Source organism: uncultured Faecalicoccus sp. (genome assembly GCF_944327125.1).
GTDB lineage: Bacteria > Bacillota_I > Bacilli_A > Erysipelotrichales > Erysipelotrichaceae > Faecalicoccus.
Map to the genome: position 1 here is coordinate 24,179 of NZ_CALVGO010000009.1, position 14,536 is coordinate 38,714.

Annotated in this window: 11 protein-coding genes; 2 read left to right on the forward strand and 9 right to left on the reverse strand. The window is 41.5% G+C overall.

Annotated features, from left to right (window positions below):
• Position 1: 1 nt before the first annotated feature.
• Entirely contained in the window at positions 2-2,485 is a 2,484-nt protein-coding gene (gene parC / locus Q0K03_RS02285; RefSeq protein WP_297237285.1) for a DNA topoisomerase IV subunit A, read from the reverse strand.
• Positions 2,478-4,409 (reverse strand): DNA topoisomerase IV subunit B, encoded by a 1,932-nt coding sequence (gene parE, locus Q0K03_RS02290; RefSeq protein ID WP_297237287.1) that lies wholly within the window; start codon positions 4,407-4,409, stop codon positions 2,478-2,480. Before parE ends, parC begins: the two co-directional genes overlap by 8 nt.
• A 175-nt stretch (positions 4,410-4,584) precedes the next feature.
• On the opposite strand from parE, the gene plsY reads away from it, so the two are divergent.
• Together plsY and Q0K03_RS02300 are read left to right on the forward strand one after the other, a co-directional pair.
• Positions 4,585-5,208, forward strand: coding sequence for a glycerol-3-phosphate 1-O-acyltransferase PlsY (gene plsY / locus Q0K03_RS02295; protein WP_297237289.1), 624 nt, complete (start codon positions 4,585-4,587; stop codon positions 5,206-5,208).
• A gap of 45 nt (positions 5,209-5,253) precedes the next feature.
• Complete coding sequence (locus tag Q0K03_RS02300) at positions 5,254-5,670, forward strand: competence protein ComK (RefSeq protein WP_297237291.1); 417 nt, start codon at positions 5,254-5,256, stop codon at positions 5,668-5,670.
• On the opposite strand, the gene Q0K03_RS02305 is transcribed toward Q0K03_RS02300, so the two are convergent.
• From Q0K03_RS02305 to Q0K03_RS02335, 7 genes are all read right to left on the reverse strand, one after another.
• Positions 5,667-6,098, reverse strand: coding sequence for a RidA family protein (locus Q0K03_RS02305; RefSeq protein WP_297237293.1), 432 nt, complete (start codon positions 6,096-6,098; stop codon positions 5,667-5,669). The two genes, Q0K03_RS02300 and Q0K03_RS02305, sit on opposite strands and share 4 nt — an antisense overlap.
• Positions 6,099-6,109: 11 nt before the next feature.
• Positions 6,110-8,371 (reverse strand): DNA translocase FtsK, encoded by a 2,262-nt coding sequence (locus Q0K03_RS02310; RefSeq protein WP_297237295.1) that lies wholly within the window; start codon positions 8,369-8,371, stop codon positions 6,110-6,112.
• Positions 8,372-8,390: 19 nt separating this feature from the next.
• Positions 8,391-10,076: a ribonuclease J gene (locus Q0K03_RS02315; RefSeq protein ID WP_297237297.1), complete on the reverse strand. Its 1,686-nt coding sequence runs from the start codon at positions 10,074-10,076 to the stop codon at positions 8,391-8,393.
• A 43-nt stretch (positions 10,077-10,119) separates the two neighbouring features.
• Entirely contained in the window at positions 10,120-11,553 is a 1,434-nt protein-coding gene (gene miaB, locus Q0K03_RS02320; RefSeq protein ID WP_297237299.1) for a tRNA (N6-isopentenyl adenosine(37)-C2)-methylthiotransferase MiaB, read from the reverse strand.
• A gap of 61 nt (positions 11,554-11,614) precedes the next feature.
• Positions 11,615-11,788, reverse strand: coding sequence for a 4Fe-4S binding protein (locus tag Q0K03_RS02325; RefSeq protein ID WP_297237301.1), 174 nt, complete (start codon positions 11,786-11,788; stop codon positions 11,615-11,617).
• 133 nt (positions 11,789-11,921) lie between these two features.
• Positions 11,922-13,475 carry a ribonuclease Y gene (gene rny / locus Q0K03_RS02330; protein ID WP_297237303.1) on the reverse strand — a complete coding sequence of 518 codons (1,554 nt, stop codon included), beginning with the start codon at positions 13,473-13,475 and terminating at the stop codon, positions 11,922-11,924.
• Positions 13,476-13,631: 156 nt separating this feature from the next.
• The gene (locus Q0K03_RS02335; RefSeq protein ID WP_297237305.1) at positions 13,632-14,372 is read right to left on the reverse strand and encodes an inositol monophosphatase family protein; all 741 of its coding nucleotides are present in this window, start codon (positions 14,370-14,372) and stop codon (positions 13,632-13,634) included.
• Between the last annotated feature and the right edge of the window lie 164 nt (positions 14,373-14,536).

A 14,536-nucleotide genomic window follows, 5' to 3' on the forward strand; every position in this document is an offset into this window, starting at 1 on the left:
ATCATACCTCAAACAACGAAAGTTGTTCGCTTTCCTGATCATGGATCCATTGCCCGTTTTCAATTCGTTTTAATTCAACAGGAACGGAATAATTTTCCAGTTTCCCAAACGGATTGGAGAAGGTAGATTCACAAGACATCAAAGAGATCTGTACCGGTGTAAAGACAAGACGATCTTTTGATTCAATTACAATCTCTTTTTTCAAATCGCTGACTTCTATGCCAAAAAGGATCTGACTTGGATTGGATTTTATCCATTTACAAATCCGATTTCCTTTAGCTGGACGCTTGAAGGTGGCAATATTTTCCAGGCGAATTCGTTTGGCCTGTCCTTCGTCTGTAAATACAAGCAACTGATTTGAAAGATCCCTTACGACCAGTATATCGACAATTTCATCCATTTTTTCAAGATTCATGGATTTGACCCCTTTGGAACGGGTCGAAATGCAAGGTACTTGATCGACCGGATAGCTTAACGCAAATCCATGACGGGTCAATAAAACGATTTGATCCGACATTGTCTCAGTGATCTGTACACGAACCATCTCATCTTTCGACCCAATCTTCATACAGGCCATCGTTTTATTGGCACGGGAAACCTGAAGATCCCTGATACTGCAGCGTTTGATCATTCCATATTTTGAAGCCAGAACAAGGTCGGTAGCCAGCTCAAAATCGCGCACTAATGCGCAGGAAATGATTTTCTCCGAAGAATCCATGCGCAGATAATTGCTTAAGTGTTTTCCCAGATCTTTCCATTTAGATTCTTCAATCGTATAGACCGGAAGATACCCATACGTTCCCCGATTGGTAAAGAACAATAGATTGTCCAATGTACTGGCCTGACCGTACCCAATCAAAATGTCATCGTCTTTTTTTCCTGTCATTGCATCCGATGAAGCATTGTAGGAACGAAGACTGACACGTTTTACGTAGCCATCTCTTGTCAGAGTCACCATCACCGCTTCATCAGGAATCATTGCCTTTTCATCAATAACGATTTCTTCGATATCTTTTTGGATCTTAGAACGGCGCGGTGTTACAAATTCTTTGTTGACTTCTTCCAGTTCCTGGATCAAAAGGGCATCGCGTTTTTTCGAATCGTGAAGGATCCCATTCAAATAAGCAATCTCTTTTTGAAGAAGTTGGTATTCCTCCTTCAATTCTTTGATATCGGTGTGTGTTAAACGATACAGACGCATGACGACAATGGCCTCTGCCTGATCCTTAGAAAAACCAAAACGAGAAATGAGATTGTTTTTGGCATCGGCCTTATCTTTGGAAGAGCGGATAATTTGAATGATCTCATCCATGACACTGACCGCTTTGATCAAACCTTCCAGAATATGCGCTCTGGATTGTTTGGCTTTTAAATCAAAACGGCTTCTTCTTAATACCACATCTTCTCGATGAGAAATAAACGAATCCAAGGCCATGATCAAAGACATCTGGACCGGTGCTTTATTGACAATGGCGATGACATTGTAGTTATAGGAAATCTGCAGATCGGTGTTTTTATACAGATAATTTAAAATCTGTTCATCGGCACTGTCTTTTTTCAAATCGACAACGATCTTTAAACCATTTCTGTCACTTTCATCACGGACATCCAGAATTCCATCGATCTTTTTATTGATGCGAATGTCATCGATCTTTTTGACCAGCTGGCTTTTGATGACCTCATAAGGAATTTCCGTAATGATCAGCTGTTTGATCGTTCGGGTCTGTTCGATATGGACCTTGGAACGAATCATGATCTTGCCTTTTCCATGTTCAAAGGCATCCTTGATTCCCGAGATTCCCATCACGATACCACCGGTAGGAAAATCAGGCCCTTTTACGATCTTCATAAGATCTTGTAAAGTGCAATCCGGATGCTGGATCCGATAAATGGAAGCCTGAACGACTTCGTTTAGATTGTGTGGCGGAATATTGGTCGCATAGCCCGCTGCGATTCCCGTGATCCCATTGACCAGAAGATTGGGATAACGGGCCGGCAATACCGTCGGTTCCATTTTCTCGTCCGAAAAATTGGGAGCCCATTCCACCGTATCTTTTTGAATATCCTGAAGCAGAAAATCGCTGATTTTTGATAAACGGGCTTCTGTATATCGCATGGCCGCTGCCGGGTCATCATCGATGGAACCGTTGTTTCCCTGCATATCAACCAATGGAGTCGTGATTTTCCAAGGCTGGGATAAACGGACCATCGCATCATAAACAGAACTGTCTCCATGTGGATGATAGTTACCAATCACGTTCCCAACCGTTTTCGCACTTTTGCGATACGGTTTATTATAAGTGTTTCCATCTTCATACATCGCATATAGAATACGTCGCTGTACCGGTTTCAGTCCATCACGGGCATCCGGCAGTGCTCTTTCCTGAATGATGTATTTTGAATACCGCGCAAAGCGATCGGCCATGATCTCTTCCAAAGAGTTTTTTAAGATATGCGATGTTTCCACAGTCTCTTTTTTAGTCATGGCGCACCTCCTTGATATAATCGTCTTCTAAAGTAAAGACAACATTATCTTCGATCCAGCTTCGACGCAGTTCCGCCTTGTCCCCCATCAGTTCATGGACCCGACGTTCCGCCATGATCGCATTTTCAATCGTGACGCAGATCAAAGTTCGAGTTTCAGGATTCATTGTCGTATCCCATAATTGGCTGGCATTCATCTCTCCCAGACCTTTATAACGGGTAATCGTATATCCCGACTGCAGCTCCTTTTTCTTTTCATCCAGTTCTTCATCCGTATAGAGATAATATTCGTGCTTTCCTTTCGCAATACGATATAAAGGCGGCAAGGCAATATATAACATTTCCTTATCGATCAAGTCTCTCATATAACGATAGAAAAAAGTCAAAAGAAGGTTTTGGATGTGAGCCCCATCATCGTCGGCATCGGTCATGATGATCACTTTATAATAATTGGAATCTTCGGCATTAAAGTTTTTGCCCACACCGGCTCCCAAGGCATGGATGATCGTATTTAATTCTTCATTTTTTTCGATATTTTCCAAGCTGGCTTTTTCCGTGTTCAAGACTTTTCCCCGCAAAGGAAGAATCGCCTGATATTTGGAATCTCGGCCCTGTTTGGCACTTCCACCCGCGGAATCTCCCTCTACCAGATACAGTTCTTTACGGCGGGCATCTTTGCTTTGGGCATTGGCCAGCTTCCCGGACAATACTTTCTCCGCTTTTTGTTTCCCTTTTCCTTTACGGGCTTCATCGCGAGCTTTTCTGGCGGCATTTCGAGCGTTGGCCGCCTTCACGATCTTGCGAACAAGAACATTGGCAATCTCTTTATTTTCTTCTAGAAAATAGCGCAGTTTTTCTCCTACGATTGCTTCCGTGGCTGTCTTTGCCTCCGGTGTTCCCAGTTTCTCCTTAGTCTGTCCTTCAAACTGTAGCAGATGTTCCGGTACCGTCAGATTGATTACCAGCGTTAAGCCTTCACGAATGTCTGCCCCTTCAAAACTTTTATCTTTCTCTTTGAGGAAGCCGTTTTTTCTTGCGTATTCATTAAAGGCCTTGGTGAAGGCAAGCTTGGCCCCCGTTTCATGAGAACCACCATCACGGGTACGTACCATATTTGTGAAACTAAAGACATTTTCCTGATAATCATCCGTATATTGAAAACAGCCTTTGATTTTGATCCCGTTGGATTCCCCTTCAAAACTCAATGGGGCATGCATCGGTGTATGATCCTTATCGATTTCCTCGATAAATGCCTGCAAGCCATTTTCATACTGATATTTTTCTTCACGTTTTTCTTTTCTCAGATCCGTTACGATCATTTCCAATCCTTCCAATAAGAAGGCATCTTCCTGTGCTCTTTCACAGATCTTTGAATAAGAAAAACGATTTTGTTTAAAGATGCGTGGATCCGGTAAAAACTGAACCGTACTTCCCGTTCGATTTGTTTTTCCAACTTTTTGAAGCTTGCCAATCTTTTTGCCGCCATCTTCAAAAAGCATCGTCCAGACATCTTTTCCATCATAAACCGTCACTTTGCACCATGAACAAAGGGCATTGACAACACTGGCCCCTACACCATGCAAACCACCGGCACTTTGATACCCGCCGCTGCTGGTAAATTTTCCTCCCGCATGCAAAACCGTAAAAATGACTTCCAGGGTACTGACTCCAGACTTATGTTTACCCACCGGCATGCCTCGTCCATGGTCTTCCACTGTTACACTATTATCTTTATTCAATGTGATATGGATAGAATTTCCATATCCGTTCAACGCCTCATCAATGGCATTGTCAACGATTTCCCACACTAAATGGTGCAGTCCCCTTGCGTCTGTTGATCCAATATACATTCCAGGACGCTTACGGACCGCTTCCAGTCCTTCCAAGATTACGATACTGTTTTCGTCATATGTCTTATTTGGCATGTGATCATCCTTTCACGATTTTATATTATAACAATCAAATCCCCTTTATTCAAAGAGAAAATACATTCTCCACCTTATTTTTAGGGCACGATTTCAACATGAAGGAAACCCTATGATTTTAAATTTACATTTCTGTAAAAAATGTTTAGAATATTTATGAAAAGGTGATGTGATTATGAATTTTCTTTATCTAATTCTGTCTATTTTATTAGGATATCTTTTAGGGTCCATTCCTTTTGCCCTGGTGATAGGAAAAGTCTTCTACAAAACAGATATCCGCAAGTATGGTTCTGGAAATCTTGGCGGTACCAATGCCGGACGAGTACTGGGAAAAAAAGCCGGTATCTCTGTCATTGCCTGCGATATTCTAAAGGTCGTGGTTGCGATGGGACTGGCTTCTTTGATTAGCACATCGTGCAGTATCTGGTGCGGTGTCAGCTGTTGTATCGGCCATTGTTATCCTGTCTTTGCGCATTTCAGAGGAGGAAAAGCCGTCAGTACGATGTTTGGCTTTCTTGTTTCTCTATGGTTCTTTACCTTCCATGATGTAAGCTATGCCTTAGTACCGTTTGGATCCTTTATCGTATTGTTGTTTATCTTCAAATATGTTTCTTTAGCCAGTATCGGTGCTTCGATTACCAGCTGTATGTACATTACCGCACGAATCTTAGCCTTTGATATGGACAGTTTGTTTATCGTATTGGCCGGATGGATCATGATGATCTTGATCATCTACCGACATCGATCCAATATTCAGAAAATCTTGACCGCCACCGAAAACAAAATTTCATGGCTTTAATTATTCCTTAAGAAAATCTCGCTAAAATAAAAGCGAGGTTTTTTTATGTCCGCTAACTATATTTATTATAACTACGCAACCAGTCAAGTCTGTACAGTAAAAGAAGAACGATCCAGCTATATCTGTTCACGAAGTGTGGAGCATTATTTTGATGAACTCTGCATTCTTCATGGTTCTACATTGGAAGGTCGAAAAAAAGCCTTTTCCAAATTAATGGAACAAAAAAACTTTATCCCCGTTGTGGTTCAGGTCCATCCCCATGAAATTTATTTCCCGATCAAACCGATGAAAGATCCTCAAAACATCTGGATCTGTTATGAAGAAATCGAATCGATAGAACAAAAAAATAAGACATGCGTAATCCATTTCAAGGATCAAACATGTCTGGAATGTGAACATCCGCAAAGGATCAAAAATCAAATGCATCAAATCTTTCGCTTTTTAAAACGAAAAGACATTTAGTCATGGCAATGCCCTGAGCACTCTTTACAGCCGTTGGAACAGGAACTTTCGGTATTTCTTTGTTCATAACGAAGTGTATTGACACCCAGTGCTTCAATGGAGACCAACGCATGATCCTCCAAGCCTTGAACTTCAACAATGGAACATGCGGGAAAAGGCTCTTCCAAAAAGTATTCGAAAGTTTTTAAAAACGCCTCTTTTAATTCGATATCTTTAAGATAAACGGTAAATTTCACCAGATGATGCATTTTTAAGCCCAGCGAAGAAATCGCATCAATGACCTTGTTGCAGGCCGTCATCGTCTGTTCTTCGATTGTCTCTCCCGAACCGGTCTGAGCACTGACATAAACAAAGTCACCTAAACTGACCGCTTTTGAAATGCAGTTTGTATTTTCCTGTTTTCCGGTCGAATTCAAAAATATATTCATCCTTTATCCTCCTACTCTTCTAATGGATCTTCCAGCGTATTCTGAACCAGGATCTGACGAGGCTTGGACCCATTGGCCGGTCCAATAACTCCTTGTTCTTCCAAAGCATCGATCAAACGGGCCGCTCTGGAATACCCCACTGAAAATTTGCGCTGAATCAGTGAAGTGCTGGCTCTACGAGATTGTATCACAAAATTCTTCACTTGTTCATACAAAGGATCCGAACATTCGGAAATGACATCTTCTCCCTGATTTTGAAGATCTTTTAACTGAATAAAGGCATCGTCATAATGAGGACTTGCCTGTGATTTAACATAGCGCGCAATACGGCTGACTTCATCATCTCGAATAAAGACACCCTGGATTCGTTTAGGCGTGGTTTCTCCATTAGGAAGATACAGCATATCCCCATAACCAAGCAACCGTTCTGCCCCCGCCTGATCCAAAATCGTTCGCGAGTCCGTACTGGAACTGACCGCAAAGGCAATACGGGAAGGAATATTGGCTTTGATAACCCCCGTGATAACATCCACGCTTGGTCGCTGGGTCGCAACGATCAAGTGGATCCCGGCAGCCCGGGCAAGCTGAGTGATTCGCTGAATGCTGGATTCAACTTCTTTGGCCGCCACCAGCATCAGATCCGCCAATTCATCAATGATGACTACGATACGAGCCAGGGGCTTTAAACTTTCATCCGGATGATCTAGAACATAATCATTATACGACTGAATATTGCGGACACCTAAATGACCAAATAGATCGTAGCGGTGTTCCATGATCTGAACAATGACCTTCAAAGCCTTATTAGCCAAATCGCCATCCGTAATAACAGGAGCCAAAAGATGAGGAACGTCGTTATAAGGTGTAAATTCCACTTTCTTTGGATCGATCAAAACCAGTTTGATTTCATCCGGACGCGTTCGAAGCAAGAAAGAGGAAATAATGGAATTGACACAAACCGATTTTCCGGATCCCGTTGCCCCGGCAATCAGTAAATGCGGCATTTTATCCAGCTGTCCATAAACACAGTTTCCCATCAAATCTTTTCCCAGACAGAACAACAATGTCTTATCCGAGAGATTTTTAGGAACATTGGCCATCAGCTCTTTCATCTGAACCTGTGTTTTTTCTGCATTTGGAATTTCAATACCTACAGCACTTTTCCCAGGGATCGGAGCTTCGATACGAATATCTTTGGCCGCTAAAGCCATTTTAATATCATATTGCAGATTGCTGATGCGGTTGACACGAACCCCCAGTTCCGGCCGAATCTCAAATTTTGTCACACTCGGACCAATATGGATCTGGACCAGCGTCGCATTGACGCCAAACTCCTGCAAGATCTCGATCAGCTTTTCGCCCTGTTGTCTTGCGTATTGAGCATTGGGATTGTTGCGGGAACGCTTTGGCATTTCATTCAAGATCGTCATTCGCGGCAGCTTATAATTGGCATACGCTTCCTCTTCGTTGGCAATATATTCAGCCGGTTCCCAAGGTTCCTCCACCATTTCCGCTTCTTTTTCTCTGATTTTTGGTTCGATTGGTTCAGCAACGATAGGAGCCGATGGTTCCTCTATGAAAGTTTGAGAATCATCCGCATCAATAAACATCGACTGTTTCGTTTTTAATGGCTTCTCATCCGAATACACATTTTTCTTTTGCGTTTTTGGTTTTCTTTCTTTTGGCATAGATTGACGCTCTTTATAGAAAGAAAGCACAAGATCATAAAACAAAAGTCCCAGTCCCATGACAAAGGTCAAAACGATCAAAACAATACAGCCGGTCCGATCAAAAAGCATATAGAAAAGACCTGTCAGTATAGCTCCAAAAAGTCCGCAAGTCGTATTTTGTGATCCCGATAGAATCGGTAAGAAGTTCTTGAAAATGTGCATCAAAGCACTCCAGGCTTCCTGATTTTGAATCGACCGCAACCCTTCTACCATCAGCCACGATACCATCAAAACCAAGCATCCGATGAAATAACGGACGGGAATCTTTTTGAAGTCAAACTTAAACAATATCATCACACAGACAAGAATCATTAACATAAAAACAATAAAAGTCAGTGATCCTGTCCATAGCGAAACAAACTGATGCAGAAAACCTCCAATGATCCCCAAGTGAAAAGCTCCTATGATGCCTAAGGCAATGCCACAAAATAGAAGACACACGCGCGCAAGTCTGGATTGTGTCTTGGATGCCTGTGTCTTTCTTTTTGCGGAGGTTGATTTTTTTCTTGATGCCGTTTTTTTACTTCTTTTGGCGGCTGCCATTTCATCAACTCCTTTAAAATTACAAATTGATTTCTAAGATAACTGGCAAGACCATCGGTCTTTTCGCAGTCTGTTTAAACAAATAGCGTGAGATTTTATCGCGAATCTCGTTACGAACGGTAAGATTATCATACGTTTTATCCTTTACCGCCTGCTGAATCGTATCTTCCATGATCTTGGCAACATCGGTTGAGATGTATTCGGCGTCCTTGACATAGATCAACCCTCTTGTTTGAATGTCAGGGCCATTGATGATCTTCTTGGTCTTGGCGTCCAATCCGATGGCAAGGATCATTACTCCATCGGTTGAAAGGATTTCTCTATCTTTTAATACAACACCGGCCATATCCCAGTTTTCTTTTCCATCGATCATAACATCGTGAAGATCGAGCTCCATGGAACAGGAACGTAATTTTCCGTTTTCAAACGTTGCGACCTGTCCATTATCCAGTAAGATGATCTGATTTGGCCGATAACCCATTTCCAAGGCAATCTGTGAGTTCATATATAAATGGCGATACTCTCCTTTGACCGGAATATAATACTTAGGTTTCATAAGGAAGATCATCATCTTTAAATCTTCCTTGGATGGATGCATACTTAAAACATTTCGGTCCAGAACAATGATCTGCCCTTCTTCTTTGTAAATGTCATTTTCCATGGATTTGAACACTTTTTCCACACCCGGAATCACAGGCGAAGCAATGACAACAACATCGTTTTGATCAAATTCGATCTCTTCCACTTCATTATTGGCAATGTTGGATAACGTCTTGAACAAAGATTTACCCTGACCGCTGATGATCACGACAACGTCTTCTTTGACCTCTGTTACTTTTTTAGGATCCAGGATCAGCGAAGACGGGATCTCAAACCCCATTTCTTCCAGATCCGAAACCAATTCCCGAAGTTCTCGGGTATAAAAGATCATCTTTCGTTTGTATTGAATACAGGAATCAATGATCTCCTGGACACGATAAACACTTTGCGTATATAAACTGACAAAAACACGTTTATGGTCATTTTGTTCCAGAACCTGACAAAATTTATCTCCTATACGATGATTCGGAGCCGTATGTCCGGTTCTTTCAGCGCCTTTGCTCTCCTGAAGAAGAACCAGTACCCCTTCATTTCCCAATTTTGAACAAGTGGTGAAATCACCGCGGTAGGCATCTTCCAGGTCGTCGTAATCCTCAATGAATTCTCCGGAATAAACGATATATCCCTGCGAGCTTTGAATCGCCAAACCATAAGCTCCAGGATAGGCATGCGTCACAGGAAAGAAAACAACCTTATGACTTCCAATTTTTTTAGTATCATGACGTTTGATGGTATAGATCTTGGAACCTTTGATCCGTTCTTTTTTCAATACTCTGTGAATGGCCTTGCTGGTAAACGGTGAAGTATACACATTGGCATTGACATTCTTCAACAAATACGGAAGGGCTCCCATAACATCATCGTGCCCATGGGTAATAAATACCCCCTGAATACGGTCTTTATTTTCGATCAGATAAGTAAAGTCCTGCACAATGAATTCGATTCCCAAAGATTCTTTTTCTTCAGGAAATTTAATTCCGGCTTCAATGACATAAATATCCTGATCAATTTCGACAATGATCATATTTTTTCCATCTTCGTCCAGACCGCCAAGGGCAAAAATGCGGATTTTTTCTGTGGATAGATTATTATCTGTTTTTTTCATAAGTCCTCTTTCTAAATAGAAATTATCATTTGGTATTATTATATCATATTGCCTGTCCATCCAGAGAGAATGTTTTTCCCTTTGTGATCTTAACTTTGACAAAATCACCCGGATGAATGTTTTCACCGGTAAAGTTGACAAGCTTATTGGTGTCTGTATACCCCGAGTAAACGTGTTTGTCCTTTTTACTGAATCCATCAACCAGCACTTCGACAATACGCCCTTCATAAGCTTTGTTCTTTTCCAAGGCATATTGGTTCCAGATCTTATTTAAACGTGCAAGACGCTTCGATTTTGTTTCCTGATCAATGGGATCATTCATAGCGGCAGCCGGTGTCCCTGGCCGAGCTGAAAAAATGAAGGTAAACGCATTGTCAAATTTACACTCTTCCACCAGTTTGATCGTATTTTCGAACTGTTCGTCACTTTCATTAGGGAATCCGACAATAATGTCCGTACTGATGGCGACATGAGGAATTCGATCCTGGATCTTTTGGAAAAGCTCCATATACGATTCCCTGGTATACCTTCTTCCCATACGGCGTAAAATTTCATCATCCCCTGACTGTAAAGGCAGATGAACAAATGGCATGACATTGTCATATTTGGCAATCACATCGATCATATCGTCTGAAAAGTCCCATGGATGACTGGTAGTGAATCGAATACGAGGAATGCCGATCTTGGCACATTCTTCCAAAAGTGTCGCAAAATTGATTCCTTCATCCAAATCTTTTCCATAGGCATTCACATTTTGTCCCAAAAGCGTAATTTCCTTAAATCCCTGATGTTTAAGTTCCTGCACCTCTTCAAGAATATTTTCCATCGTACGGGAACGCTGTTTTCCACGTGTATAAGGAACGATACAATACGTACAGAATTTATCGCATCCATACATAATATTGACCCACGCTTTGGTATTGCCAAAACGATGAACCGGAAGATTTTCATAGACCTCTCCCTCTTTGGAGTAAATCTGAACAACTCTTTTTCCTTCGTGCATCACTTCATAAAGCATCCTAGGAAGATCCTGGATATTATGTGTTCCAAAGATCAAACGAACCTGGGGATATTTAGCCAAAAGGTTTTCCACAAAACCTTCTTCCTGGGACATGCAGCCGCATACACCGATCACCAGATCTTCATTTTCACGGTAAAGTCTTTTGAAGTTTCCTATTTCTCCAAGCACTTTCTCCGTCGCATTTTGACGAATGGCGCAAGTATTGATCAAGATCACATCCACACTTTCAGGAGAATCGGCTTTTTCAAATCCCAAAGTATCCAAAATTCCGGCCATCGTTTCGCTGTCACGCTCATTGGCCTGACATCCATAAGTAGAAATATAATATTTTTTCGACCGCCCGATCCATTTTGCCGATTCAGGAATCACAAAAGAATCGATACGGGCAACTGGGGTCTGGGTGCGCTTACGCGCCTTTTCAAGATCTGGCAACAGCCAATCTGGTTGTAGTTTCATTGTATTTTCCTCCATTAAAAAAGCCAAGCACTTTGGCTTGGCTTTCCGTCTTGTTCAGTTATTACTGAGAAATAGCGCCAACTGGGCAAGTTCCTACACAAGAACCACAGTCGATGCAAGTACCTTCATCACAAACAGATTTACCTTCATCGTCCATAGAAAGTGCTCCAACTGGGCATCCACCAACACATGCAGCACATCCGATGCAAGTGTCTTTATCAATAGTAACAGCCATTTTCATGTTCCTCCTTATTTAACTATATTTAGTATAGTCGTTAAATTTGGGGGTTTCAAGCCAAAGTAGTAAGGGATAACTTACTGTTCAATTATACTTATGACGGACGAGATTCGTCCGTCATATTGTTTCCTTATTTTGCCAATTCCTGGGCACGGATCTCACGAATCACATTGACTTTGATCTGACCTGGATATGTCAGTTCTTCCTCAATCTGATCACGAATTTCACGAGCCAGTTTAATACATGTCAGATCATCCACATTTTCCGGATTGACCATAACACGAATCTCACGTCCGGCCTGGATCGCAAAGGCACTTTGAACACCATCATAAGACAATGCGATTTTTTCCAGATTTTCCAGACGATCGATATAGGCCTGTGTACTCTCTTTACGGGCACCTGGACGAGCTGCGCTGATCGTATCCGCCGCAATCACAAGATGACTGGTCAAATATTTAGGCTCTACATCTCCATGATGCGAAAGGATCGCATTGAGCACAACATCTTTTTCTCCGTGTTTTTTACAGAACTTATATCCCAGTTCCACATGAGATCCATCTTGTTGTTCAATGTTTAAAGCCTTTCCAATATCGTGTAAAAGCCCGGCGCGTTTTGCCATCTGTTGGTTCAAGCCAAGTTCGGCAGCCATAGCTCCTGCTAAATAAGCAACTTCCAGCGAGTGCTGCAAAGCGTTCTGTCCATACGAGAATCGATATTTCAGCGTTCCGATCAGTTTAACGATCTCACGGTCAATTTTACCAATTCCCAGTTTAAAGATCGCATCTTCTCCCGCTTTCACGATTTCCTGATTGATCTCCTGCTGATATTTCTTGACCACTTCTTCGATACGTCCCGGCTGGATTCGTCCATCGTGGATCAAATGCTCCAATGCCAGTCGTGCGACTTCACGGCGCACCGGATTAAAACATGTGATCGTAATTAGGTCTGGAGTATCATCAATGTTGAGCTCCACTCCGGTTGCCTGTTCAAAAGCACGGATGTTTCGACCCTCTCGTCCAATGATACGTCCTTTCATTTCTTCACCAGGAATACTTACAACACTAACAGTTCTTTCCTGGGTCTCTGTTTGCGACATACGTTCAATCGCAAGGGCGATGATATTTTGAGCTTTTTGCTGAGCCGTACTTTTCGCCTCTTCTTCTTTATCCTTGATATAGGCGATGGTTTCATGTTCCATCTTCTTTTCAACGACCGCAAATAACTCCTTTTTCGCATCCTGCTGCGACATTTTCGCAACATCTTCCAGAACGACGATTTGATTGTCGATCTGTTCCTGTAATTTTTTCTCTTTATTCTCTAAGGATGATAGTTTATCAGTAACTTTCTGCATTTTTTCGGTAAGCTGGCGCTCTTTTTGACTCAAAGCTTCATCACGAAAATCCAAGTTATCTTCACGTCGCAATAACTTGTTTTCTAAATTCTGGATTTCCTGTTTTCTTTCTTTGATGTCTTTTTCTGCTTCGATCTTTAAATCGTGAGCTTGTGTTTTACCGTCTAAAACTGCCTGTTTCAGTTTAGCCTGTGCTTCTGATTCGGCATCTTTTAAAATTCTTTTTGCTTCTTGCTGACTTTTATTGAATCCTGCTTTATTGTAAACGACCATTCCGCCGCCGCCAATGCACAGGCCTATAATCCCCGAGATAAGAGCAGTAATTGGATCCATACTCATACCTCCTGATTAAGTTTTTATAAAGAAAAACCAAATACATTATACATGAAACCCCTTTTAAAGTCTAATGAATCCTGTCATCAAAATTTTGACTTTTTTAAACTTTAAAATCAGAGAACCATCGAAAGTGATTTTCTTTTAAGTTACAATTTATAATGCCTCTTCGACAACCTCCAGAATGTTTTTATCCCGGGCAACCAGCACCAGGCAAGGTTCACACGTAAAGAAATCTTTCGATATCCAATAACATCCTTTGCAAGCCTCTAAAAAAATGACACCGCCGGCATAGTCCCAACATTTGGCATGCTCCGAACAATAGAAATCCAGCTTTCCCAAGGCCACTTTAATAATGGAAAGACTGGCACACCCATAACAACGATGGCCTCGTGTCTTATGATAGAGTTCCATCAAACCTGGATGTTTATTGAGCGTATATAAACCAGCATCAAATACACATTCATTTAACGAACGTATAGAAGGAAAATCCTTTACAGGCCGATCATTTACATACGCCTTTTCCTGAAAAGCCCAGTACATCACATCCTCATGAACATCGTATACGATTCCCAATACTGGTTTTTCATTCTCATAATAGCCTAACGAAATCGCGTAGTTTTCCTGCAAATTGATAAAATTCGTCGTTCCATCAATAGGGTCGATGACCCATACATGATCACTGTATTGTACATCGCCCTCTTCTCCGATAAAGGAACAAGAAGGTGTGTACTGCCTCAGCATTTTTCGTAAAGAAATCTCCGTTTCTTCATCCATTGAAGTAACGAGATCTTTGATTCCATTTTTATTCTTGATCTCATACTCCACGCTTTTGTTCAGTGTTTGTCCAATGGAACGAACATCAAACAAGATGTCTTTGACTACATTCATATCCATAAAATCAAACTTCTTTCTCTAAAAACAGTATATAAACAGTATATTAGAAAAGAAAAAATAAAAAAAGCGCTTTATCTAAAGCACTTTGTAGACATTGGTGGAGCGTAGGGGGACCAAAGAGAATAAAATTTACAATTTATGACCTTTATATAAAGGTGTGGAAT

Excerpts from the sequence above, each read along its gene's own strand:
- parC (WP_297237285.1), bottom strand. The coding sequence starts at position 2,485 with ATGACTAAAAAAGAGACTGTGGAAACATCGCATATCTTAAAAAACTCT.
- Q0K03_RS02305 (WP_297237293.1), bottom strand. The coding sequence starts at position 6,098 with ATGAATATATTTTTGAATTCGACCGGAAAACAGGAAAATACAAACTGC.
- miaB (WP_297237299.1), bottom strand. The coding sequence starts at position 11,553 with ATGAAACTACAACCAGATTGGCTGTTGCCAGATCTTGAAAAGGCGCGT.
- Q0K03_RS02315 (WP_297237297.1), bottom strand. The coding sequence starts at position 10,076 with ATGAAAAAAACAGATAATAATCTATCCACAGAAAAAATCCGCATTTTT.
- Q0K03_RS02335 (WP_297237305.1), bottom strand. The coding sequence starts at position 14,372 with ATGGATATGAATGTAGTCAAAGACATCTTGTTTGATGTTCGTTCCATT.
- Q0K03_RS02300 (WP_297237291.1), top strand. The coding sequence starts at position 5,254 with ATGTCCGCTAACTATATTTATTATAACTACGCAACCAGTCAAGTCTGT.
- Q0K03_RS02325 (WP_297237301.1), bottom strand. The coding sequence starts at position 11,788 with ATGGCTGTTACTATTGATAAAGACACTTGCATCGGATGTGCTGCATGT.
- plsY (WP_297237289.1), top strand. The coding sequence starts at position 4,585 with ATGAATTTTCTTTATCTAATTCTGTCTATTTTATTAGGATATCTTTTA.
- rny (WP_297237303.1), bottom strand. The coding sequence starts at position 13,475 with ATGGATCCAATTACTGCTCTTATCTCGGGGATTATAGGCCTGTGCATT.
- Q0K03_RS02310 (WP_297237295.1), bottom strand. The coding sequence starts at position 8,371 with ATGGCAGCCGCCAAAAGAAGTAAAAAAACGGCATCAAGAAAAAAATCA.
- parE (WP_297237287.1), bottom strand. The coding sequence starts at position 4,409 with ATGCCAAATAAGACATATGACGAAAACAGTATCGTAATCTTGGAAGGA.